At 66.3% G+C, this 21,695-nt stretch carries 25 protein-coding genes and 1 riboswitch; of the genes, 12 read left to right on the top strand and 13 right to left on the bottom strand.

Annotated features, from left to right (window positions below):
• From ACKAE7_RS03245 to mnhG, 6 genes are read left to right on the top strand one after another with little or no spacing between them, the layout of a single operon-like run.
• Positions 1 to 3,072, top strand: coding sequence for a Na+/H+ antiporter subunit A (locus ACKAE7_RS03245; RefSeq protein ID WP_408978501.1), 3,072 nt, complete (start codon positions 1 to 3; stop codon positions 3,070 to 3,072).
• On the top strand, positions 3,069 to 3,716 hold the full coding sequence (locus tag ACKAE7_RS03240) for a Na(+)/H(+) antiporter subunit C (RefSeq protein ID WP_408978500.1): 648 nt from the start codon (positions 3,069 to 3,071) through the stop codon (positions 3,714 to 3,716). Before ACKAE7_RS03245 ends, ACKAE7_RS03240 begins: the two co-directional genes overlap by 4 nt.
• Positions 3,713 to 5,317, top strand: a complete 1,605-nt coding sequence (locus ACKAE7_RS03235) for a Na+/H+ antiporter subunit D (protein ID WP_104188508.1) — start codon at positions 3,713 to 3,715, stop codon at positions 5,315 to 5,317. The genes ACKAE7_RS03240 and ACKAE7_RS03235 overlap by 4 nt, the downstream gene beginning before the upstream one ends.
• Positions 5,314 to 5,859: a Na+/H+ antiporter subunit E gene (locus ACKAE7_RS03230; protein WP_188812008.1), complete on the top strand. Its 546-nt coding sequence runs from the start codon at positions 5,314 to 5,316 to the stop codon at positions 5,857 to 5,859. Before ACKAE7_RS03235 ends, ACKAE7_RS03230 begins: the two co-directional genes overlap by 4 nt.
• Positions 5,856 to 6,134 (top strand): monovalent cation/H+ antiporter complex subunit F, encoded by a 279-nt coding sequence (locus tag ACKAE7_RS03225; RefSeq protein ID WP_104188512.1) that lies wholly within the window; start codon positions 5,856 to 5,858, stop codon positions 6,132 to 6,134. Before ACKAE7_RS03230 ends, ACKAE7_RS03225 begins: the two co-directional genes overlap by 4 nt.
• Positions 6,124 to 6,525, top strand: a complete 402-nt coding sequence (mnhG, locus tag ACKAE7_RS03220) for a monovalent cation/H(+) antiporter subunit G (protein WP_104188514.1) — start codon at positions 6,124 to 6,126, stop codon at positions 6,523 to 6,525. The genes ACKAE7_RS03225 and mnhG overlap by 11 nt, the downstream gene beginning before the upstream one ends.
• Before the next feature lie 74 nt (positions 6,526 to 6,599).
• Here mnhG and ACKAE7_RS03215 read toward each other — a convergent pair whose 3' ends face one another.
• From ACKAE7_RS03215 to ACKAE7_RS03190, 6 genes are all read right to left on the bottom strand, one after another.
• The gene (locus ACKAE7_RS03215) at positions 6,600 to 6,863 is read right to left on the bottom strand and encodes a DUF4235 domain-containing protein (protein WP_066279890.1); all 264 of its coding nucleotides are present in this window, start codon (positions 6,861 to 6,863) and stop codon (positions 6,600 to 6,602) included.
• A gap of 90 nt (positions 6,864 to 6,953) precedes the next feature.
• The gene (locus ACKAE7_RS03210; RefSeq protein WP_229666471.1) at positions 6,954 to 7,247 is read right to left on the bottom strand and encodes a CDGSH iron-sulfur domain-containing protein; all 294 of its coding nucleotides are present in this window, start codon (positions 7,245 to 7,247) and stop codon (positions 6,954 to 6,956) included.
• Positions 7,248 to 7,257: 10 nt separating this feature from the next.
• Positions 7,258 to 8,313: an iron-containing redox enzyme family protein gene (locus ACKAE7_RS03205; protein ID WP_408978499.1), complete on the bottom strand. Its 1,056-nt coding sequence runs from the start codon at positions 8,311 to 8,313 to the stop codon at positions 7,258 to 7,260.
• A 71-nt stretch (positions 8,314 to 8,384) separates the two neighbouring features.
• Positions 8,385 to 8,900 carry a DUF4383 domain-containing protein gene (locus tag ACKAE7_RS03200; RefSeq protein WP_408978498.1) on the bottom strand — a complete coding sequence of 172 codons (516 nt, stop codon included), beginning with the start codon at positions 8,898 to 8,900 and terminating at the stop codon, positions 8,385 to 8,387.
• A gap of 98 nt (positions 8,901 to 8,998) precedes the next feature.
• Positions 8,999 to 9,148 (bottom strand): hypothetical protein, encoded by a 150-nt coding sequence (locus ACKAE7_RS03195; protein WP_190614469.1) that lies wholly within the window; start codon positions 9,146 to 9,148, stop codon positions 8,999 to 9,001.
• A gap of 22 nt (positions 9,149 to 9,170) precedes the next feature.
• Positions 9,171 to 9,713, bottom strand: a complete 543-nt coding sequence (locus ACKAE7_RS03190; protein WP_191036232.1) for a heme-degrading domain-containing protein — start codon at positions 9,711 to 9,713, stop codon at positions 9,171 to 9,173.
• Positions 9,714 to 9,786: 73 nt separating this feature from the next.
• Positions 9,787 to 9,926, top strand: a riboswitch (TPP riboswitch).
• Positions 9,927 to 9,990: 64 nt separating this feature from the next.
• Between ACKAE7_RS03190 and ACKAE7_RS03185 the strand changes: the two genes are divergently transcribed.
• Genes ACKAE7_RS03185 through ACKAE7_RS03175 form a run of 3 tightly spaced genes read left to right on the top strand, consistent with a single transcriptional unit; the run spans position 9,991 to position 12,967 of the window.
• Complete coding sequence (locus ACKAE7_RS03185) at positions 9,991 to 10,614, top strand: ECF transporter S component (RefSeq protein WP_188812024.1); 624 nt, start codon at positions 9,991 to 9,993, stop codon at positions 10,612 to 10,614.
• On the top strand, positions 10,614 to 12,170 hold the full coding sequence (locus ACKAE7_RS03180; protein WP_408978497.1) for an ABC transporter ATP-binding protein: 1,557 nt from the start codon (positions 10,614 to 10,616) through the stop codon (positions 12,168 to 12,170). The genes ACKAE7_RS03185 and ACKAE7_RS03180 overlap by 1 nt, the downstream gene beginning before the upstream one ends.
• Positions 12,167 to 12,967, top strand: coding sequence for an energy-coupling factor transporter transmembrane component T family protein (locus ACKAE7_RS03175; RefSeq protein ID WP_408978496.1), 801 nt, complete (start codon positions 12,167 to 12,169; stop codon positions 12,965 to 12,967). Before ACKAE7_RS03180 ends, ACKAE7_RS03175 begins: the two co-directional genes overlap by 4 nt.
• Before the next feature lie 13 nt (positions 12,968 to 12,980).
• On the opposite strand, the gene ACKAE7_RS03170 is transcribed toward ACKAE7_RS03175, so the two are convergent.
• Together ACKAE7_RS03170 and ACKAE7_RS03165 are read right to left on the bottom strand one after the other, a co-directional pair.
• Entirely contained in the window at positions 12,981 to 13,373 is a 393-nt protein-coding gene (locus ACKAE7_RS03170; RefSeq protein ID WP_408978495.1) for a hypothetical protein, read from the bottom strand.
• Between the two features lie 93 nt (positions 13,374 to 13,466).
• Positions 13,467 to 13,874: a hypothetical protein gene (locus tag ACKAE7_RS03165; RefSeq protein WP_408978494.1), complete on the bottom strand. Its 408-nt coding sequence runs from the start codon at positions 13,872 to 13,874 to the stop codon at positions 13,467 to 13,469.
• Positions 13,875 to 14,053: 179 nt separating this feature from the next.
• Here ACKAE7_RS03165 and ACKAE7_RS03160 point away from each other — a divergent pair, with 179 nt between their 5' ends.
• Together ACKAE7_RS03160 and ACKAE7_RS03155 are read left to right on the top strand one after the other, a co-directional pair.
• Positions 14,054 to 15,577 (top strand): UDP-N-acetylglucosamine 1-carboxyvinyltransferase, encoded by a 1,524-nt coding sequence (locus ACKAE7_RS03160; protein WP_408978493.1) that lies wholly within the window; start codon positions 14,054 to 14,056, stop codon positions 15,575 to 15,577.
• A gap of 67 nt (positions 15,578 to 15,644) precedes the next feature.
• Positions 15,645 to 16,871, top strand: a complete 1,227-nt coding sequence (locus ACKAE7_RS03155) for a glutamate--cysteine ligase (protein ID WP_188812028.1) — start codon at positions 15,645 to 15,647, stop codon at positions 16,869 to 16,871.
• 166 nt (positions 16,872 to 17,037) lie between these two features.
• Here the strand turns inward: ACKAE7_RS03155 and ACKAE7_RS03150 are convergent, their stop codons facing one another.
• Entirely contained in the window at positions 17,038 to 18,831 is a 1,794-nt protein-coding gene (locus tag ACKAE7_RS03150; RefSeq protein WP_408978492.1) for an endonuclease, read from the bottom strand.
• Between the two features lie 122 nt (positions 18,832 to 18,953).
• On the opposite strand from ACKAE7_RS03150, the gene ACKAE7_RS03145 reads away from it, so the two are divergent.
• Entirely contained in the window at positions 18,954 to 19,256 is a 303-nt protein-coding gene (locus ACKAE7_RS03145) for a DUF1905 domain-containing protein (RefSeq protein ID WP_188812030.1), read from the top strand.
• Here the strand turns inward: ACKAE7_RS03145 and ACKAE7_RS03140 are convergent.
• Genes ACKAE7_RS03140 through ACKAE7_RS03125 form a run of 4 tightly spaced genes read right to left on the bottom strand, consistent with a single transcriptional unit; the run spans position 19,207 to position 21,688 of the window.
• On the bottom strand, positions 19,207 to 19,770 hold the full coding sequence (locus ACKAE7_RS03140; protein ID WP_188812032.1) for an isoprenylcysteine carboxylmethyltransferase family protein: 564 nt from the start codon (positions 19,768 to 19,770) through the stop codon (positions 19,207 to 19,209). The genes ACKAE7_RS03145 and ACKAE7_RS03140 overlap by 50 nt on opposite strands.
• Positions 19,771 to 19,793: 23 nt before the next feature.
• Positions 19,794 to 21,002 (bottom strand): O-succinylhomoserine sulfhydrylase, encoded by a 1,209-nt coding sequence (locus ACKAE7_RS03135; protein ID WP_188812034.1) that lies wholly within the window; start codon positions 21,000 to 21,002, stop codon positions 19,794 to 19,796.
• On the bottom strand, positions 21,003 to 21,413 hold the full coding sequence (locus ACKAE7_RS03130) for a rhodanese-like domain-containing protein (RefSeq protein ID WP_188812035.1): 411 nt from the start codon (positions 21,411 to 21,413) through the stop codon (positions 21,003 to 21,005).
• Entirely contained in the window at positions 21,410 to 21,688 is a 279-nt protein-coding gene (locus ACKAE7_RS03125; protein ID WP_408978491.1) for a DUF1737 domain-containing protein, read from the bottom strand. Before ACKAE7_RS03125 ends, ACKAE7_RS03130 begins: the two co-directional genes overlap by 4 nt.
• Positions 21,689 to 21,695: the final 7 nt, after the last annotated feature.

Below are 21,695 nucleotides of genomic sequence, written 5' to 3'. Positions count from 1 at the left end.
GTGATAACAGTCCTTGCCGTGAACTTTTCGGTGGCTGTGCTGGCTCCGTTCCTCTTCCGGGCCTGGGGCCGCAACGCGTTCTACGCACTCGCAGCTGTTCCTGCCGCATCCTTCATTTGGCTGCTGCTGCAGCACGGTCCGGTCTACGCCGGAACGGGGTCCATCAGCGAAACGGTCCCCTGGATTCCCGGGCTCCAGCTCGAACTTGCCTTCCGCATGGACGCGCTGGCCTGGGTCATGTCCCTGCTGGTGCTGGGCGTCGGGTCGCTCGTGCTGGTTTATTGCGCCAGGTACTTCAAGAAAAAAGACCAGGACCTCGGTGCCTTCGGTGCGCAGCTGCTGGCCTTTGCCGGCGCCATGTTCGGCCTGGTTGCGGCGGATGACCTGCTGCTGCTGTTCATTTTCTGGGAACTGACCACCATCCTGTCCTACCTCCTGATCGGATTCGCCCGCACCAGGCTGGCTGCGCGGCGGTCCGCCTTGCAGGCACTCATGGTCACCACTGCCGGCGGGCTGGCCATGCTGGTGGGACTCATCATGCTGGGCCACACGGCCGGCACCTACCGCATTTCAAGCATCCTGGATCAGGCGCCCGCCCTCACCAGCGGAGCCTCCGGCGCCATGGTGAGCGCCGCCGTCGTACTGATCCTGGTGGGCGCCATTACCAAGTCCGCCCTGGTCCCCTTCCACTTCTGGCTCCCCGGCGCCATGGCCGCACCCACGCCGGTCAGCGCCTACCTGCACGCCGCCGCGATGGTGAAGGCAGGAATCTACCTGGTTGCCAGGCTGGCGCCCGGGTTCTCCGAAACGGCGTACTGGCAGCCGGTGGTGCTGGGCTTGGGCCTGTCCACCATGCTGGTGGGCGGCTACCGGGCGCTGCGCCAGACCGACATCAAGCTCATCCTCGCCTACGGCACCGTCAGCCAGCTGGGCTTCCTCACCATGGTGGTGGGCCTGGGCACGCCGGACGCGGCGCTTGCAGGGCTCGCAATGCTCCTGGCCCACGGGCTGTTCAAGGCCACCCTGTTCCTGGTGGTGGGCATCATCGACCACCAGTCAGGAACGCGCGACGTCCGTAAGCTGTCCGGCGTGTTCCGCTCCTCCCGTGCGCTCGGAGTGGTGGCCGCAATTGGCGCTGCTTCCATGGCCGGAGTTCCCCCGCTGGCCGGGTTCGTGGCCAAGGAATCGGTGCTGGAGTCCTTCGTCCACCACGCGGGAGACGAAGCAGCCGGGCCGTGGGGCATGGTGGTCCTGGTGGGTCTGGTCCTGGGATCCATCCTCACCTTTGCCTACAGCGCGCGCTTCATGTGGGGCGCGTTTGCCGTCAAGCCCGGCGTGGAGCCCACGCCCTTCAAGGCCATCAGGCCCTCTTTCCTCGCCGCGCCGGCCATCCTCAGCCTTATGACCATCATCTACGGGCTGTGGCCGGCACCCGTTGATGCATGGATCCAGCCGTACGCCGCACTGTTTGCCTCCACCGCTCCCGACGCCGGAACGGCCGCTGAGCAGGCCGGGTACCTTGCGCTGTGGCATGGCTTCACGCCGGCGCTGGGCCTGACGGCCCTCACGTTCGCGCTGGGCCTGGCGATGTACTTTGGCCGGGACGCGGTCTCGCGGGCACAGTCCCTGGTCCCGCCGTGGGTGGACGGGGACAAGGCGTACCAGTACACCATCGGCGGGCTGGATGACGCAGCGGTGTGGATCACTGGACGCACGCAGCGCGGTTCGCTGTACTACTATCTGGCCGTCATCCTCAGTGTCGCCTTTGTCCTGCCACTGTCAGTGATCCTGGTGACCGGAAAGCCGCTTCCGGACGGCATCTACCTGGTTGACCCCGGCTCCCCGCTCCAGCTCGTGGTAGGTGCGGGCATCGTGATCGGCGCCCTGGCAGCCGTCAAGGCCAACAAGCGGTTCCTGGCTGTCCTGATGGTTTCCGTCACCGGTTACGGCATCGCCCTGATGTTCGCGCTCCAGGGCGCCCCGGACCTGGCGCTGACCCAGATGCTGGTGGAAACCATCATCCTGGTGGCTTTCGTGCTGGCGATGCGCAGCCTGCCGCCCGAGCTCCGCGACCGGACCGGCGGCAAATACCGGGTGGTGCGCGTGATCATCGGCCTGGGCTTCGGCGTCACCATGGTATTCGCCGCGATTTACGCCATGGGGGCGCGGATAGCAACGCCCGTGTCCCTGGAGTTTCCGCGGCTCGCGTACGAGGGCGGCGGGGGACTGAACATCGTCAACGTGACGCTCGTGGACATCCGGGCCTGGGACACCTTCGGTGAAATCACCGTCCTGGCGCTGGCAGCCACCGGCGTGGCGAGCCTCATCTTCGTCCGGGGCCGCGGCGACAGGATTCTGAACTCCGCCACCGTTGCGGAAGGAACCGTCGGCCGCCACCGGGGAGTTGACCCGGGGAGCCGGGACGCGGCGGCGCTGGCCGTCAGCCGGAAGTTCGCGGCGTCTGCCCGGGATGCGTGGATCGTGGCCGGCCGGACCCTGGCCCCCGAGCGCCGGTCCATCATTTTCGAGGTGGTCACCCGGCTGATCTTCCACTCCATGATCATGTTCTCGCTGTACCTCCTGCTGGCCGGCCACAACCTTCCCGGCGGCGGCTTCGCCGGCGGGCTGACAGCCGGCCTGGCCCTGACCATCCGGTATCTGGCCGGAGGACGGTTTGAGCTCCGCGAGGCCACCCCGGTCAGCGCCGGTGCCCTGCTGGGAATAGGGCTGGCCGTGGCTGCAGCCTCCGGCGCAGTGCCGCTGCTGCTCGGCGGCCAGGTGTTCCAGACCGCCATCATCGAGCTGTGGCTTCCGGTGTTCGGCGACATCAAATTCGTCACCTCCACCATTTTTGATATCGGCGTATACATCGTGGTGGTGGGCCTGGTGCTGGACGTCCTGCGGAGCCTGGGCGCCGAAATCGATGAACACTTTGAACAGCGTTCCGCCGTGGGTGGCCGGACTCCCGGCGAGGAGCAGGAATTCGCGGGCGACGACTCCGCCACATCTTCCGCACGGGAGCAGGGGCCAGAAGGCGTCGCCTCCGAGACCACCGCAAAGGGCCAACCATGAGCGTAAACCTGACCCTCCTGATCGTGATGGGGGCCCTGTACGCCTGCGGGATCTACCTGGTGCTGGAGCGCAGCCTCACGCGTGTCCTGCTGGGGCTGATGCTCCTGGCCAATTCCACCAACCTGCTGATTTTGGCCACCGGCGGATACTCAGGGCTCGCACCCTTGTACTCAAAGGACACTGCCGCGGGGGATTACAACGATCCCCTTCCGCAGGCCCTGATCCTGACGTCCATCGTCATTTCCTTTGCCGTCACCTCCTTTATGCTGGGCATCATTTACCGCACGTGGGTGCTGGCACGCCGTGACGAGATCCAGGACGACGTAGAAGACCTCCGCGTTGCCGAGACTCCGAGCTTCGACGCAGAGGACGACTCCGAGGTCCCTGCCGAGACCTCAGAGTTCCCGCTCACCATGCTGGGCACCGACGGCCACAGTGTTTCCAACCACAGCGTCTCCAACCACAGTGTCTCCAACGACGGCGGCACGGGCCATGGCGGCCCCGGCGAGTCCACCTCGAACGACGGCGCTGCCGGGACAACGCTGCTGGCCGGCGGCCGCGAGATGGCGGCCGAGCAGGCAGCCTCCGAAGAAAAACCCGGCTCCACCAATGTGGCCCCTGGCCCGGAAGGAGGCGGAAAGTGAACCTCGCAAGCCTTGCCCCGCTCGCCGTCGTACTTCCCATCCTGGGCGCCGCCCTGACCTTCATGCTGATCCGCCATTCACGGGCCCAGCGCGCGGTGAGTATCGCCCTGCTCTCCCTCACGCTTCTGCTGGAATGCCTCCTGCTGGCCTCCGTCTGGGACGGCGGCACGTTTGCCGTAACCCTGGGCGGCTGGCTGCCGCCGTGGGGCATCGTGCTGGTGGTGGACCAGTTCTCGTCGCTGATGCTGGTGGTCTCCTCGGCGGTGAGCCTTGCCGTGCTGGTGTACGCCACCGGGCAGGGCATGGCCGACGGCGACCAGGATGCGCCCGTCTCGATCTTCCACCCCACCTACCTGATCCTGGTGGCGGGCGTCTCCAATGCGTTCCTTTCCGGGGACCTCTTCAACCTTTACGTAGGGTTCGAGATCCTGCTGACGGCAAGCTACGTGCTGATGACGCTGGGCGGCACCGGACCCCGCATCCGGGCAGGCGTCACCTACGTGGTGGTGTCCGTGGTGTCCTCGGTGCTGTTCCTCATCTCGATCGCCATGGTCTACGGCGCCACCGGAACCATCACCATGGCGGACCTGGCCATTAAGCTCGGTGAGCTGGACCAGGGCACCAGGACGCTGCTGCACGTGATGCTCCTGGTGGCGTTCGGCATCAAGGCCGCCGTTTTCCCGCTGTCCTTCTGGCTGCCGGACTCCTACCCCACGGCGCCGGCGCCGGTCACTGCCGTGTTCGCGGGCCTGCTCACCAAAGTGGGTGTGTACGCCATGGTGCGCACCGAGACGCTGCTGTTCCCCGGGGACTCACTGAACACCCCGCTGATGGTTGCCGCGTTACTGACCATGGTGGTGGGAATCCTTGGCGCATTGGCACAGAGCGACATTAAACGTCTGCTCTCGTTCACCCTGGTGAGCCACATCGGCTACATGGTTTTCGGCCTGGCCATGTCCTCCGTGGCGGGGCTCGGTGCCGCCGTCTTCTACGTGGTGCACCACATCACCATCCAGACCTCCCTCTTCCTGGTCACAGGGCTGATCGAACGCCGGGGCGGCAGCTCCTCCGTGGACCGGCTGGGCGGCCTCGCCAAGCTGTCCCCGCTGCTGGCACTGCTCTTCTTCGTGCCCGCCATGAACCTGGCCGGGATCCCGCCATTCTCCGGATTCCTGGGGAAGGTGGGGCTCATGCAGGCCGGCGTTGAACTGGGAACACCGCTGGCATACGTGCTGGTGATCGGCGGAGTGCTGACCAGCCTGCTGACCCTGCTTGCCGTAGCCAGGGTGTGGAACCGCGCGTTCTGGCGCAGGCCTTCCGACGCCGAACACCCGGATCCCGTGCTGCTGGCCACGCCTGCCGCCCGCGTCACCGGGCCGGGAGCCAAACCGAACACCGTCACCCTGCTGCCGCGCACCATGGTGGGCTCCACCATCGGGCTGGTGGTCCTGGGCGTCGGGCTGACTGTGTTCGCGGGGCCGCTGTTCATGGTCTCTGACCAGGCCGCGCACGACATGCTCGACAGGTCCTCCTACATCCAGGCAGTCCTGGGCGAGGACACCGACGTCCCACTGGTCCTTACCGCAGGGGGAGGGAAATGAGCCGCCGGCGCATTTCGCTGCGCCAGGAGCTTCCGCTCCTGGTGTGGCTGGTCATTGTCTGGGGGGCCCTGTGGCAGGACTTCAGCCCGGGCAACCTCCTGTTCGGGGCCCTGTTGTCAGTAGCAGTGGCACGCCTGTTCTACCTTCCGCCGGTGGAGCTCAGCGGACGCTTCAACATCCTGCATGCCATTCCGTTTGCGCTGATGTTCCTGGCCAAGGTGGTGATGGCCAGTATGCAGCTCCTGTTCCTTGCCGTGTGGCGGGGTCCCAGGGTGAAGAATGCCGTTGTGGCGGTGACCCTGCGCAGCCACCAGGACCTCCTGGTCACAGCCACGGGCCACGTGATTTCACTGATTCCCGGATCGCTGGTGGTCGAGGTGGACCGGTCAACATCAACGCTCTACCTGCACGCGCTGAACATCAGCTCCCCGCAGGAAGTCGAAAACCTGAAGAACGAGGTGCTGTCCATCGAAGCGGGGCTGATCAGGATCATGGGTACCAGGGATGAGCTTGAGATTTTGCGAACGGAGGCGGCCGCATGATGCAGGTTGTCCTGGCAGTGACCGCCGTGATTTTCTCGCTCGCAGCCGTCGGCGCCATCATCAGGATTTCCCGCGGCCCGTCGCTGCTGGACCGGGTGCTGGCCACGGATGTCCTGCTGGCCATCCTGGGTGGGGCCCTGTGCGTGGACATGGCCGTCAACCGGCACCTGAACAACCTGATGCTGGTGGTGGCCATCTCGATCATCGGCTTCATCGGGTCCGTGACGGTGGCAAGGTTTGTGGCAGACCGGAGGGAGCAGCCCAATGAGTCCTGATTCCACTGGCCTGGATGCCTGGGTGGACGTGCTGTCCGCGGTGTTCATGATTGTTGGGGCCACCATGTCCCTGGGGGCGGCCATCGGCCTGCTGCGGTTCCCCGACCTCCTGAGCCGCATGCATGCCGCCACCAAACCCCAGGTGCTGGGCCTGTTCCTGCTCCTGGCATCCATCGGACTGCAGATGCGCACCTGGTGGGTGTGGCCCGTGCTGCTGGTGGCCTGGATCTTCCAGCTGCTCACCGTACCGGTCTCTGCGCACATGGTGGGGCGTGCGGGCTACCGCACCAAGCACCTGCACCGCGAACTCCTCACCTCGGACGAGCTGGAGGCCGTGGTGCAAAAAGCCGCCGCCAAAGCCGCCCGTGAGGACGGTTCCGGCGACGGCTGAGTGCTGGTTGCTCGGGAGCCGGGAGCGGTGCAAAACATCCCGGTTGGGCGGGGCTATTGGGGCTGGACTGCGTGCTAGACGATGTCCTGGCTCTTGGCGAACCGGGTGATGGCCCGCTGGGTGCCGCGGTTGGCCAGGACCTGGATGATGGTGCTGACAGAGGCCGAGATCAGCGCGAACGTCAGCGCGGACTGCAGGCTCGTGGGGACGTCCTCGTCCTTGCCGGTAGGCGGCTTACGCCCGGTGGACTTTTCCCAGATGGTGTTGACCAGCTTGGTGCCGACGAAGCCGGCGCCGAGGCTCACGCCGGTGCCGAGCAGCTTGATGAAAAGGTTCATTCCTTAGTACTCCTTGCGGGCGGAAAACGGGCTGTTCCTAGCCTATCTGGCGTTTGCCGGGTCCCTTGCCCAGCGTGCCGCGTCGCTTGTTCAGTCTGACGGGGGTTCGGTGCGGAACTTGATCATCTTGTGGGTGCCGTCGCAATAGGGCTTGATGGCTGAGGCGCCGCACCGGCACAGCGCCACGGTTTTGCGGTCACGGGGAACCGGTTCGCCGGACGGCGTGACGAGCTCAAAGTCGCCGCGCACAATAAGGGGCCCGTCGGGGCAAACCACAATGGAGCTCTCGGTGGGTTCCTGGTTCATCTCTGCTCCTGCGGATCGCTGGGAAATTTGGTGGAAGTCGTTGTTGATGCCTGCGTGGAGCCCGTCAGTAGAGTTCATGCCCTGGTGCTCAGGCCGCAGCAGGCAAGGCCTGCCTCAGCGAGGTCCCGCCATTTTCCCAGGACTGCATGATGTGCGCGGACAGCCTGCCGTCCACGGCCATGACCGCGGTGGCTCCGAACAGGACGTCCGCCAGCAGGTGGGGTTCGGCCTCAACCAGCCCGCCCGCAAGGTCCCGGCCGGCAATCTGCTCGTGGACGGCGTCGGCCTCCACATGCTCGTCGAAGTAGTGGGTGACGTCCGTATCGAATCCATGCCGTCGGAAGCCCCTGCCGTACAGGCGGTTGGGCTGGGAGGACGTCATCTCATAGATGGCCAGATGCCCCGTGATGGCGCCCCGCAGCCGGCGGTTCAGGCCGAACAGGGACATCAGGTTCACAGCAGCGAGGGAGACCGCGGGGACGGCGTCCACGTATGCCCCGTACCCGTCCTCCATTCCCAGGCCCCGCATGGTGCGGGCAAAAAGGGCGCTGTGCATCCGCTCGGGCCGTCCGCCGCCGTACTCGTCCGCCTGGATTTCCACCAGTGCCGCTTTCGGCCTGCCGGAGAGCCGCGGGATGGCGAAGGTGTGCGGGTCGGCTTCCTTCAGCTGGTAGATGGACTTGTGGATCAGGAATTCCTTGAGCTGGCCCAGGCTGGCCTTCCGGGCCACATACCGGGAGAGGCTGGGGCCGGTGTCGCGTGCAGCCAGGCCGAACAGGATGTCTGCCACTGCGTCGCTGGTGACACCGGGTCCGGCGGGAAGGTCCAGGTCACCGGCGGCGGCCGCGGCAGCCTCCCGGAGCGCGGCTTCGAACGGTTTTTCCAGCAGCTGGCGCACCCGGATCAGTTCCGGGGCCCACTCCCACTCGTCACGCACGCCCTCAAGGCCCGAGTAGTGGAGCTCGTAGAGGCAGAAGAGCGTCAGCTGGAGGTCGTCGTCGCCAATGATGTCCAGGGTCTCGGGAAGATGGCCGGCCACCGTCCGGTGCAGGGCCTCATGGGCGGCCCCGTCCATGCCCGGCAGTTCCTTGAGGGCGTTGAATAAGGCGGTGCTGACGGGACCCCGTGCTGCTGGGATTTTCATGGTGCTCCTTCAGGTCTGGCGTGTGCCGGGTCCGTGCCCCCTGCGCTGGGGGCCCGGCCGGAAGATGGTGGTCAACGGCCGCGGGTGCCGGGCGCTGAAGACGTGGCGGTGCTGGAGGTGACGGCGCCGGAGCCGTCTCCGGCAGCGGCCGGGGCTGGTCCACGGGCGAGCATGATGGCCAGGGCAATCATGGCCAGGCCAAGGACCAGGTGGAGCCAGTTGTCGGCATCGTTTGCGGGGAGGAAGTTCGCCGGGGTGGTGTCTCCGACCAGGAGGCCGTACAGCCAGAGGACCAGGTAGATGACACCGCCGTAGATGAGGAAGTTCCGTGCCTGCGGGTGCGAGCGAGACATCAGGACGCCGGCAAGTCCAAAGAGCAGGTGCACGGAGTTGTGGAGGACGGACACCTGGAAGATCCCGAGCAGCAGCGCTCCTGAGGCGTGCCCGGCCAGGTGGAGCGCGTCAGAGTGTGAGGTGATGCCGGGAATGAATCCCAGGATGCCGGCCAGGCAGAACACGGCGCCCGTTGCGAGCGCCGCCTTCTGCAGGCCTGTTCGGGCGCCTGCCCGGCGGATGCTGGCTGCCATGTGCTGTACTCCTCAAACCCTGGAGACAACATAGTAAGCATGATTACTAAATAATTGCTAAGCAGGCTTTGTATTCTGCCGGCGTTGAGCGCCGGTCACTAGCCTTCCGGGCCGGCCCACGAGTAGGGGTTTGTGTCCGGACTTCCGCGGCGGCCGTGGTCGTAGCGTTGCTGCCAGGACTTCCCGACGGCGGACACCAGTTCCGCCAGCAGGGAATAGTAGGGGTGGTCCGGGCCGATGAAAATCATCTCGTCCCAGGCTTTCAGGGCGTCACTCCGCGCCGGCCGGCCGGAGGATATCGCGGAGAGCCTCGACCACCAGGTCATGGTCCTGCACCTGCGGCAATCCGGACACGGTGACGGTTGCTACGGCGCCCACCCCGGTGACGTACACGGGGAAGGAACCGCCGTGCGCGGCGTAGAGCGCCTGGTCGAACCAGGCATTGTCTTCAATACGTCCGCCGCTGAGCCGGGCGCGCAGCCCCACCAGCAGGGAAGGAACCTCGTAACGGGCGGCGGTCCGCTTCTTGGCCCGGATCCAGTGCCCGTTGTCCGGTGTTGCCCCCGGCAAGGCAACGTGGAAGAGGACCTGCTCGCCCTTGGTGATGTCGATGGCGATGGGAAGCCCGCGCTCCTTGCCCAGCTCCACCAGGAGCAGCCCCAGGTTCAGGGAGTCGTCCAGGGAGAAACCGGGAAATTGGAGTTCCCGGACCTCCGCCTCAATCCGCGCGATCAAGGCCTCCAGGGATCCCGCCGGCTGGGCATCGCGGGAATCCGGATCATACCCGGTCACATCTGGTGGATTCGCAGTCATGGCCCACAATCTACCCCTCCCTGCGGTAAACTGGACCACGCCCAACAGGGCGGATATTTCACCAAACAGAATCATTCAACGACAGGGGAGCGCCGCCGTCGGCATCACTGGCCATGCCAGGGACCGCAGGTGGGCGCTGAGAGTGCGGACAGCCGCAGACCCTCGAACCTGATCCGGTTAGTACCGGCGCAAGGGAGTCGAGTTCTCGAAGTGCGCGCAGCGGCAGCAGTGCCGGTAGCCGCGTCCACTTTCCCCTCCTGTTCCTCAGGAGGACCACATGGCTACAACAGCAGTCAAGAAGCCCGCCGGCAAGTCCTGGCGCGTCGTGGACATCGTGGTGGCGGCCCTCATCGCCGTCGCCGGCGGCGTCATTTTCTGGGCCTGGTCCCAGGGGGCCGCCGCAGTCTCCGGACCCATGAACGCCGTCTACCCGCCCCTGACCGGCCTGATCGCCGGCGGCTGGATGATCCCGGCCGTCCTGGGCATGCTCATCATCCGCAAGCCAGGCGCCGCGCTCTTCTGCGAGACGGTGGCCGCCACGGGTGAACTGTTTATGGGCTCCCAGTATGGGGCGTCCGTACTGTTCTCCGGATTCGTCCAGGGCCTGGGTGCCGAGATCATCTTCGCCATCTTCGTGTACCGGAAGTTCAACCTGCCCGTGGCACTGCTTGCCGGCGCCGCCGCCGGCCTTTTCTGCGGCCTGAACGACTCCTTCGCGCCGTGGGGCTGGAACATCGCCTACGCCGCCGGCGACAAGCTGGCCTACATCATCTTCACCGCCATCTCCGGCGCCATCATCGCCGGGGCACTGTCCTGGATTGCCACCCGCGGCCTGGCCAGGACCGGGGTCCTGAGCTCCTTTGCATCACGCAAGGCGGCAACGGAGCCCGTCTTCTCCTGATGGGCGCCCCTTCGCGGCACGAGGAATCCGTGGCGGTGCGTCCGGCCTCCGTCACAGCCAGTGGCTGGGGCTGGAGGCATGCGGGGCGCGCCAAGCCGGCCGTCCGTGGCCTCGACCTGGAGATCCGCCCGGGGGAGCGGGTCCTCCTCCTGGGGCCCTCCGGCGCCGGCAAGTCCACGCTCCTGCATGCCCTGGCCGGGGTACTGGGGGACATAGACGACGACGGCGGCGACGCCAGCGAGTCCGACGAGACGGGCTCGCTGCTGGTTGACGGCGCCGTGCCCCGTGAGCAGCGCGGCCGGGCCGGGCTGATGCAGCAGGACCCGGAGACGCAGGTGGTCCTCTCCCGCGTCGGCGACGACGTCGCCTTCGGCGCCGAGAACCTCGCCGTGCCCCGCGACGCCATCTGGGCCCGCGTGCACGAGGCGCTGGACGACGTCGGACTTTCCCACCTGCCGCTGGACCACCCGACGTCGGCCCTGTCCGGCGGGCAAAAACAGCGCCTGGCGCTGGCAGGAATCCTCGCCATGCGGCCCGGCCTGATCCTGCTCGACGAGCCCACGGCGAACCTGGACCCTGCCGGTGTGCTGGAAGTCCGCGACGCCGTGGGCCGCTGCCTGGACAAAACCGGTGCCACGCTGGTTGTGGTGGAGCACCGGGTGTCCGTGTGGAAGGACCTGGTGGACCGGATCGTGGTGCTGCAGCCGGGCAGCGCCACCGATGATGCCGTGCTGCTTGACGGTCCTCCGGACCAGGTGCTCGCGGACGCGCGGACCATGCTGGCGGCGGCCGGTGTGTGGGTGCCCGGGTATGTTCCTGAGACACGTGCAAGGTCGGGCAACCCGGCTGCAGGCTCCGGCGATCTCCTGCTGGCGGCCGAACACCTTGCGGTTTCCCGGGAACGTCCGCGCCGCAGCGGCTTTCGGAAGGTCCCCACGGTGCCCGTCCAACACGATATTTCCGCGCAGGTCCGGGCAGGGCAGGCGCTGGCCATCACGGGCCCCAACGGGGCGGGCAAGTCAACGTTTGCGCTGACCCTCGCGGGACTCCTGGAGCCGGTGGCTGGAAAGGTGTCGGCCACCCTGGACCTCAGCCGCGGCGCCGGGATAGACCCTTATAAGTGGAAAGCCGAGCAGCTCATCGAGCGGATCGGCACCGTGTTCCAGGAGCCTGAGCACCAGTTCGTCACCGGGAAGGTGCTGGACGAACTCCTGTTCGGTCCGCGGCACCTGGGGCACGGTGAGGAGCGCGTGGACGAGCTGCTGGAGCGGTTGCGGCTGACCCACCTCGTGGACGCGAACCCCTATACGCTGTCCGGCGGCGAGAAGCGGCGCCTCTCCGTGGCCACGGTCCTGGCGGCACATCCCCGCGTGCTCGTGCTGGACGAGCCGACGTTCGGCCAGGACGCCAACACCTGGGCGGAGCTGGCCTCGTTCCTGTCCGAGCTCCTGGATGGCGGCACCGCCTTGGTGTCCGTGACGCACGACGCCGAGTTCACCGCCGCGCTGGGTGGAACCGAGCTGCGGATGGCTGCCGCCGAACCGGTGGCGCCATGAGGCAGGAACTGAACCTGCGGGGCAACCAGGCCCTGCTGACCCGCGCCAATCCCCTGAGCAAGTTCGCCGCCGTCTTCCTCATCACGGCAGTGCTGGCGCTTTCGATCGACTGGGTTTCCGCGTCAGTGGCGCTGGCCTTCGAATTCCTGCTGTTCCCGCTCGCAGGCCTGACGCTGACGCTGCTGTGGCAGCGCGGCTGGCCGCTGATCCTCGCGGCGGCGGTGGGGGGCTGGAGTACCTCAATCCTGGCTCCGGACAGCGGAAGGACGCTGATCGACGTCGGCATCTGGACCATGAGCGAAGGCTCGCTGGAACTGGGGATCGGCTTCATGCTGCGCGGGCTGGCCATCGCCCTTCCGGCGGTGCTGCTGATGAGCTGCACCGACCCCACGGACCTGGCCGATGCCCTGGCGCAGAAGGCCCGCCTGCCGCACCGCTTTGTGCTGGGGACCCTTGCCGCCATGAGGCTGGTGGGCCTGATGGCGGAAGAGTGGCAGACCATCGGCATGGCGCGCCGGGCCCGGGGCGTGGGTTCGCGCGGCAGTGCCGTTCAGCGGTTGAAGGCGACGCTGGGGCAGAGCTTCGGGCTCCTGGTGCAGGCAATCCGCCGGGCGTCACGGCTGGCAGTGACCATGGAGGCGCGTGGTTTCGGCGGCGGACTCCGGACGTGGGCGCGCGAATCCACCTTCAGCGCGCTGGATGCCTGGGTGCTTGCCGGGGGCGTAGTGATGGCGGGAACAGCGGTGGTTGCAGCAGTGTCCCTTGGGACATGGAACATGGTGTGGCTGGGAAGCTGATACCTGGGCCGGCCTAGGGGCAGGCATAGTTGTAGTCGAAACCCCTGGACACGAACTGGGCCAGCACCACCCTGCCGCCGCCGGTCAGCGGCTCGCTGGAGCAGGCGCTCGCCGCGCCGGAGGCGTTGAGGGACCCGGCCAGCCAGCTGGCAAGCGAATAGAGGTTGCTCGAGCTGCTGACTGTTCCGACAATCCGGTCCCACTGCTGGCCGGTCGAGTAGATCCCCACCTCGGCTCCGATGCTGTGGAAGAAGTCAGTCATGCCTTCGAGGACGGTCCGGTTGGCATCCTTGTCGGTGCGGGACCAGCTGTTCTCCGTTTCAACGTCCAGCCACCAGAAATATGAGGACGGGTTGCTGATCCCGCGGAAGTACGCGTCGTCGTAGGCCTTGGCGAAGCCGTACATATAGGCGCAGGCCTTGCCGTAGTCCCCGGCCTTGCAGGGGCCGTAAGGGTTGTGGACATCCTTGCCGGGCGGGTACTCGTCGTTTTCCGGCCATCAGGAGCCGGCGGCGCCGGGATTGGCGGTGTTGACGTACAGGGAGACTGTGGGCTGGCCGGGGTGGCCGGCGGAATCTTCGGCCCACCTGAGCTGCTCGGACAGGCAGGGGTTCGTGGTGTTGGCCAGGCCATTGTTGACGCCCACAATGGCAAACGCCTGTTCCGAGGGAAAATCTCCGTTGCACTGCGGCCACGAGATGTCGTTACCCAGAAATGACTGCTGCCCCTCCCCGGGTGAGGGAACGGCGTAGGCGGGGGCGCCGGTGACCAGGAGCAGCGCGGCAAGAAGCAGGCCAAACATTGCCGGCACGGCCCGTGGGTTTCCGGCGTGCAGTACCCGGTGTGACGGCGCCCTGCCCCGCTTGGTGGTGCTTGGCGGCGCCTTGCTGGCTGGTGTGCGGCGCATGCTGCCTCCGTTGCCGCTGGACGAAGAGGTCCCCATCCAGTGTCCCGCCGTTGGCACGGAGAGGTCAAGGTGCCTCGATTCCCCGGTTATATCGCATGGGACGGGTAACGAATCGTTATGACGGCCCAATGGGGAGTCCATGTCCCGCCCAATAGCTCATCTGTGATATAAACTTGACTATGACGCAGGAAACCGCCGAACACGTTGCCGCCATGTTGAGGGACGCCCGCAGTGAGAAGGGCTGGACCCAGGGCCAGCTGGCGTCCGAGCTGGGTACGAGCCAAAGCGCCGTTGCCCGGATGGAGCAGGGCAAGCAAAACCTGAGCCTCAGAATGATCCAGCGCCTTGAAGCGATCTTTGGCAGGAGCATCGTGAACGTGGGCAAGCCGCAGATGACGCACCTGCGGGTTGAGGGCGGACATACCCTTTCAGGTTCTGTGGACGTCAACAGCAGCAAGAACGCCGGAGTGGCACTGCTCTGTGCCAGCCTGATCAACCGGGGGACTACTATCCTTCGCCGCCTGGCGCGCATCGAAGAGGTAAACCGGATTGTTGAGGTCCTGACCAGCATCGGCGTGGAGTGCACCTGGCTTAACGACACCGACCTGCAGCTTCGGCGTCCGGCTGTGCTGGACCTGGACGCCATGGACGTTGACGCCGCACGCCGCACGCGGAGCGTCATCATGCTTCTGGGACCCCTGCTGGACGAATCGGCAAAATACCGGCTCCCCTATGCCGGCGGCTGCGACCTCGGGACCCGTACGGTTGAACCGCATATGCAGGCACTCCGCCAGTTCGGACTCTCGGTGGAGGCCACCGCAGGTTTCTACAGCGTCCAGGCCCCGCCCGCGGACACCCGGGACCGCTCGTTCGTCCTCACCGAACGGGGCGATACTGTCACCGAGAACGCCATCATGGCAGCCGCCCACCGCGAGGGCACAACCGTGATCCGGAACGCCAGCCCCAACTACATGGTGCAGGATCTTTGCTTCTACCTGCAGATGCTGGGCGTGGAGATCGAGGGCGTAGGCACCACCACCCTGAAGATCACGGGGCGCCTGTCCATCGACGCCGACATCGAGTACTTCCCGTCGGAGGACCCCATCGAGGCGATGAGCCTGATCACCGCGGGCATTGTCACCAACTCCGAGGTGACCATCCGGCGCGTGCCCATCGAGTTCATGGAAATTGAGCTGGCAACGCTGGGCCAGATGGGCCAGCAGCTGGAGATCTCCGGGGAGTACATGGCCCGGAACGGCCGGACGCGCCTGGTGGACGTCACCACCAAGCCTTCGGAGCTGCACGCTCCGGAGGACAAGATCCATCCCATGCCGTTCCCCGGGCTCAACATAGACAACCTGCCCTTCTTCGCCGTCATTGCCGCGAATGCCCAGGGACAGACCATGATCCACGACTGGGTCTACGAAAACCGGGCGATCTACCTTACGGAACTCAACCGGCTGGGCGCCCAGGTGCAGCTGCTGGATCCGCACCGGATCTATGTCAACGGACCCACAAAATGGCGTGCGGCCGAGGTGGGCTGCCCGCCTGCACTTCGCCCGGCAGCCTGCCTGCTGCTGGCGATGCTTGCCGCGCGGGGAGTATCAGAGCTGCGGAACATCTACGTCATTGAGCGCGGCTACGAGGACCTGGCGGAGCGGCTGAACGCCATCGGCGCGAAGGTGGAGTACTTCCAGGACTGACCTTTCACGGTTCGTCATGAAAGGCGGGGTCACCCCAAAATCTTCCTGCCTGCCGCAGAATGACAGTATGCGTACATTCGGCGTCGAGGAAGAGCTCCTGATTGTTGACCCGAAAACAGGGGAGCCGCTTGCACTGGCCGATGCCCTGTTGTCCGGGCACAGGATGGCCGCCGACGATGCTCCCGATGCCCGCGCGCTGGAAACCGAAGACAAGACCGTTTACGACGACGACGAGATGGGCTTGAGTGCCGAGCTTAAGCTTGAGCAGATCGAGACCCAGACGCGGCCCTGCCTGGAGTATGGTGTCCTGCTGGACCAGATCCGTGCCGGCCGGACGCTTGCTGACCGGGCTGCCCAAAAGAACGGTGCCCGGGTGGCGGCGCTTGCCACCTCGCCCTTGGCCTCCACCAGCCATACGACACCGGACCCCCGGTATGCCCGGATGCTGGAGCGCTTCGGCCTCACGGCGCAGGAGCAGCTCACGTGTGGCTTCCATGTGCATACCTATATTGAATCGCCGGAAGAAGGCGTGGCGGTCCTGGACCGGATCCGGGACAAACTTGCCGTGCTGACCGCGTTGAGCGCGAACTCCCCGTTCTGGAACGGTGTGCCGACTGGCTTTGAGAGCTACCGGACCCAGGCCTGGAACCGCTGGCCCACCTCAGGACCCGCGGGGATCTACGGAACCTACCCCGCGTACCGGCGGGTGGTCACGCGGCTGCTGGACAGCGGGGTGATGCTGGACGAGGGGATGCTCTACTTCGACGCCAGGCTTTCGCGGAACCACCCCACCGTGGAAGTGAGAGTGGCCGATGTCTGCCTCCGTGCCGAGGATGCCGCGCTCATCGCACTCCTGGTGCGTGCACTGGTGGAGTCGGCCAGCCGGGAGTGGCGGGACGGGGTGGACCCCGCGCCAGTGCCCACTGTGCTGTTGCGCATGGCTGCATGGCAGGCGAGCAGCAGCGGGCTTAGCGGGGAACTGTTGGATTTCGGTACCTTCCGGCCGGCCCGGGCCACGGATGTGGTGCGTTCGCTGGTGGATTACCTCGCGCCCGTCCTGGACGAACAGGGGGAGCTCGCCATCGTGCGGCAGGGCGTGGAGGACATCATCGCCCGCGGCACCGGGGCGGCTGAGCAGCGCCGGGTCCGTGACAAGGCCATGGCAGGTTCTTCACCCGAAGATCTCGGCCTGGGCGCCGTGGTAAACCACGCGGTGAATATCACCATGCGTGGGGCCATGGACCTTTCGGAAGTGGAAGCGGCCCCGGACCTGCTGCGCGTCCGGCAGTCCTAGGCGCTCCTGGGCATACGAGGGGCTGCCTCTTGAGCAGACAGGGGCTGCGCGTACGGCAAGGCATATGCCACGGGAGGCTGGCCAGCTTTATACCCGGGGGCGCGCTGGGCAGATCTCCGCGTCCGGCGACCTTGCTCTGTCCTAAAGGAGCGATAGTTGCTCTCTCCTAAAGGACAGCAAGGGAGGCTTCCAGCAGTAGGTGCCACTCAGGGAACGGATCCTGGGGAAGTTCATCCTCGGTGGGTCCGGGGTCTTCCGGCACGTCCACGTCTGGCGGATCGAAGTCATCGGGCAGGTCCAGGTCCTGGGGCATCCCAAAGTGCTCAACAAAGCCCTGGAGGGTCAGGCCTCCGATCGCAGACAAACTCGGTTGTCCTTCCGATTTCGTTGCCGTACTCCACATGTCCGTAACCCAGTCTGGCCAGTGGGGTGGTTCCCAGTCCTGGTGTTCGCTTTTGTAGTGGCGCCCGGACGGTGAGATCCAGCCGGGTGGTTCATCCTTGGTGGCCGGTGTCGGTTTCCACCCGCTGCTGTGCCGAAGTTTGTGGTGCTTCGGGCAGGGCTGTCCGAGATTGCTGATCCCGGTGGTCCCGCCATGGTGCCAGGCCAGGAGGTGGTCTGCCTCGTTATCCAACGAAGGGTTGCTGCAGCCGGGGAAGGGGCATGTGCCGTCCCGCAGCCGCAGCCAGTTCCGCATGGCTTTGGTAACCCGGTAGCTGGTCCGCCCGATCTCCAGCGGCGCCCCGTCCCTCGGATCGACAAGGACCCGGTGGAACGAATCGGCACCGTTCGCGACCAGGTCCCGTGCCATGGACGGCGGGATGGGCCCGAAGCCGTCCAGCACGGCCGGCTCATCCGTCAGGCCCATCAGCGCGACTACCGGGACCATGACGAGCACCTGCGCCCGCACCGCAGACGACAGCCCGACGGGATCCATCCCGGCACCCGCCCCGTCGTTGGTACCCAACCCGTCGCCGTTGCCTGTACTCACCCATTCGCTGTTGCCTGTATGAAGGCGGGAGCTGTCGCCTGTATGAAGGCGGGAGCTGTCGTCTGTATGAAGGCGGGAGCTGTCTCCATTACCGCGGCTGGCGCCGCTGGTGAGGATCGCTTCGGCGAAGTCGTCGGCCCGGATCTGGGTGAGGGTGCGGGACTCGTCGGGTCCCTGCGCGGCCCGGGCGAGGGCGTTGAGCCGGTTCCAGCCCGCCATTGCCTGATGGGCGGGGAGGCAGGCCGAGAGCCAGGCCATGCCGTCCTGGTCCGGCCGGTATTCCACCCGCCGGTCCGCCAGACCCTTGGCGTGGCGCTTCTCGATCGATTCGGGATGGTGGCGTTCGCGCCAGGTACGGGCCTTGGCCTTGAACCGGTAGGCGGGCATCTCCCCGATCATGGCCGCGGCGCCAGGCCGGACCGTGTCCGGGTCCAGGAAGTGCGCCTCCAGAGCGGCTGCCCCGGCGGCGTCGAGGGTGGCTGCCTCCTCCGCCATCCCCCGGGCATGCGCCCAGGAAATCGAACCGCCCTGCAACGCTGCGAGCGTCCGTTGCAGGGTGGTTGTCAGGGCGTGGGACTCGGCCAACAAGGCACCGGCGGCGCGGTCACCGATCACCAGGGCACACCCGACCTCGGCCACCAGGCTCCGGTCCTGCGCCGTGGCCTCATGCGGCGAGGACGGCGGACCGTTCAGCACACTCGTGGCGGCCGCGAGAACCTGAACCGCCTGAGCCTTCAACGCCGCCAGCTTCGCCTCCGCCCGGGCCACCCCGGCAAGGACATCCAACGCCCCATCAGCAACCCGCTGCAACTCATCATCCAAACCAGCAGCAGGAGTTGGGCCCGCTTCTGCGGCAGGATCCGGCTCACCAGCCGCGGCACCGTCCCTGCCATCCAACGCAGCAGTAAACGCAGCGATGCCAGCCATAACGGCTTCCTCCGCCTGCACCACCGCCGGGTTCGTTTCCATACAAACATCATCTTGCGGGGGTCTGACAAAAAGAGCCATGCGGCAGGGGCTGTGGATAACTAGTGGGCTGCTGGTCATCCACAGCCCTGGCGGCACTACCGCAGGCATGCCATACTCGGCGCGTGACGTCGTCGTACTCGTTCAAAGCGGAGCTGTGGCTGTACCCGGGCGAGGCTGGCTGGCATTTCCTCACCCTGCCGCCGGACGTGGCGGACGATGTCCGCGCACAAAATGCAGGGCGCAGCAAGGCGTTTGGCTCAGTCCAGGTGAGTGCAGAAATTGCCGGCCACACTTGGCAGACCTCGCTCTTCCCGGACACCAAAACAGGGACGTACCTCCTGCCGGTCAAGAAGGCCATCAGGGCCAAGGCACGGATCAGCGAAGGCGACGCCGTCGAAGTCCGCCTCTCCGTCCAGGGCACCTGAAGCCCACACAGCGCCTGATGCCCGCACAGCGCCTTCCCACATAGCGCGGCACCGCCCTCCGGTACTCAGCGAACGCCCCACCGAAGGAAGCGGCGAGGCTGGCCTCCTCCCGCAAGACCTGGCGATGGACGGCACCGGCCGCCACCGGAAGTGCGGCCAGGCTCCACGCGTTGCGCCGTACCAGCCCAATGCCCAGATGCAGCAGCGTCCAGCCCACATACATAGGGTTGCGCGAGAATGAATACGGGCCGGACGTCAAAAGCTCAGCCGGCCGGGTGAGGAGAGTGCGGTGGGCTGCCCACCATGACCAAGTGACGAGGACGCCACCTGCGGCGAGCGATGCGCCGCCCGCTGTCCGCAGACGCCTCTGCCAGCGGCTTGATATCCCCGAAAGCCTGATTGGAACCAGGCGCTGAAGGGCCGCGCCGGCGGCGATGCCCAGCAAGTTCTGCTCCGGCAGGGGGATGTTGGACAGCAGCAGCCGCCAGCCGGGAGCAGCGACCTTTCCAGGCATGTCCACCACCACCGTCCGGAGTGCTAGATCTGCTTGAGCGCCTGCTCCAGGTCGCCGATGAGGTCGTCCACATCCTCCAGCCCAACGGAAAGCCGCACCACGCCGTCGCTCAGGCCGATCGCCGCCCTGCCCTCCGGCCCCATGGCGCGGTGCGTGGTGGTGGCCGGGTGGGTGATAAGGGACTTGGCGTCGCCCAGGTTGTTGGAGATATCGATGATCCGCAGGCCGTCCAGCAGCGCGAACGCTGCTTCCTTCCCGGAACGGCCCCCGGAGGGCGCAAGCTCGAGGGTGAGGACGGTGCCTCCGGCGCTCATCTGCTTTGCCGCCAGCTCATACTGCGGGTGCGATTTCAGCAGCGGGTACTTCACCCAGCTGACAGCAGGCTGCTCCTCCAGCCACTCTGCGAGCCGCAGCGCGGTGGCCGAGGAATGGTTGACGCGCAGCGCCATGGTCTCAAGGCCCTTGGTGAGCACCCACGCATTGAACGCGGACAACGCCGGTCCGGTGTGCCGCATCAGCTGCTTCACCGGGCCGTCGATGAACTCCTTGGTGCCCAGGATGGCGCCGCCGAGCACCCTGCCCTGGCCGTCGATGTGCTTGGTTCCGGAGTACACAATGACGTCCGCGCCGAACTGCCCGCAGCGCTGCAGCAGGGGAGTGGCGAAGACATTGTCGACGACGACGGTCGCCCCGGCTGCGTGCGCCAATTCGCTGACCGCGGCGATGTCCACGATCTCCTGCATCGGGTTGGATGGCGATTCAAAGAAGACGGCGGTGGTGGGCTTGGACAGGGCCTCGCTCCACTGCTCCAGGTCCGGCCCGTCCACGAAGACGGTTTCCACGCCCCACCGCGGCAGGATCTCGTTGAGGATCACAAAGCAGGATCCGAACAGCGAGCGGGCGGCAACCACGCGGTCTCCGGCTGCCAGCAGGGCACCGAGGGCGGTGAACACAGCGGACATCCCGGACGCCGTCGCAAAGCACGCCTCGGTTCCTTCCAGCAGGCGGAGACGCTCCTGGAAGGTGGCCACGGAAGGATTGCCGTAGCGGGAGTAGACAAAGCGCTCGTCCTCGCCCGTGAAGGCGCGCTCGGCGGCAGCGGCGGATTCGTAGACAAAGCCTGAGTTCAGGAAAATGGCTTCGCTGGTTTCCTGGAAGTTGGTGCGGTCCAGCCCGCCACGCACGGCCTGGGTATCGGGGCTCCAGCCGGCGGCATCCTCGTTGAAGGTCACTTAGATCTTTCCCAGGTTGGTTGGCAGGCCGCGGTTCTTCCAGCCGTTGACGGTGCGTTCGCCGAAGCGGTCGGGGTCGCCTTCAAAGCCCTCGAGCACGTTGTAGGAGGTGAAGCCGGCCTGGGTGGCCGCTATGGCTGCCGCGATGGACCGCTGGCCGGAGCGGCACAGGAACACCAGTTCGGTTGAACGGTCCTCGGGCGCCTGCTGGTTGAGGTCGTTGATGAAGTCAGGGTTGGGGATGCCGCCGGGGAAAGTCCACTGAATGAACAGCGGATCGTTTTCTGTTGCTTTAGTCTCCGGGATCCCGATGTGGGCCCATTCGCCCTCGGTGCGCACATCCACCAGGATGGCGCCCTGTTCCAGCTTGTCCCAGGCCTCCTGCGGCGTCAGGTCTCCTGCGTAGCTCACGCGTGGCCCTCGCCGTCGAACTCAAGGTCGTCGCCGGCGGACTCGAGGTCGTCCACGGCGTCCGCCACTGCGGCGTCCGCAGAGGCGATCGCTGCCGGCAGGACCACGGCCTGTGCCACGATCACGCTGGTGCCGTTGAAGGTTGCCGCCGGGCTGCCGTGCAGCACATAGCCTTCGGCCAGGGCGTTCGAGATCCGCTCGCAGAATTCACGGTTGTCCGGGCCGCTGACGAGGCGGTAGGACAGTTTTTCTTCAGGGGCAGGTGCGTCAGACACGACGGAT

This window comes from Pseudarthrobacter sp. NKDBFgelt, from assembly GCF_046097905.1.
GTDB lineage: Bacteria > Actinomycetota > Actinomycetes > Actinomycetales > Micrococcaceae > Arthrobacter > Arthrobacter polychromogenes.
This window is presented reverse-complemented; position numbering and strand designations above follow the sequence as displayed.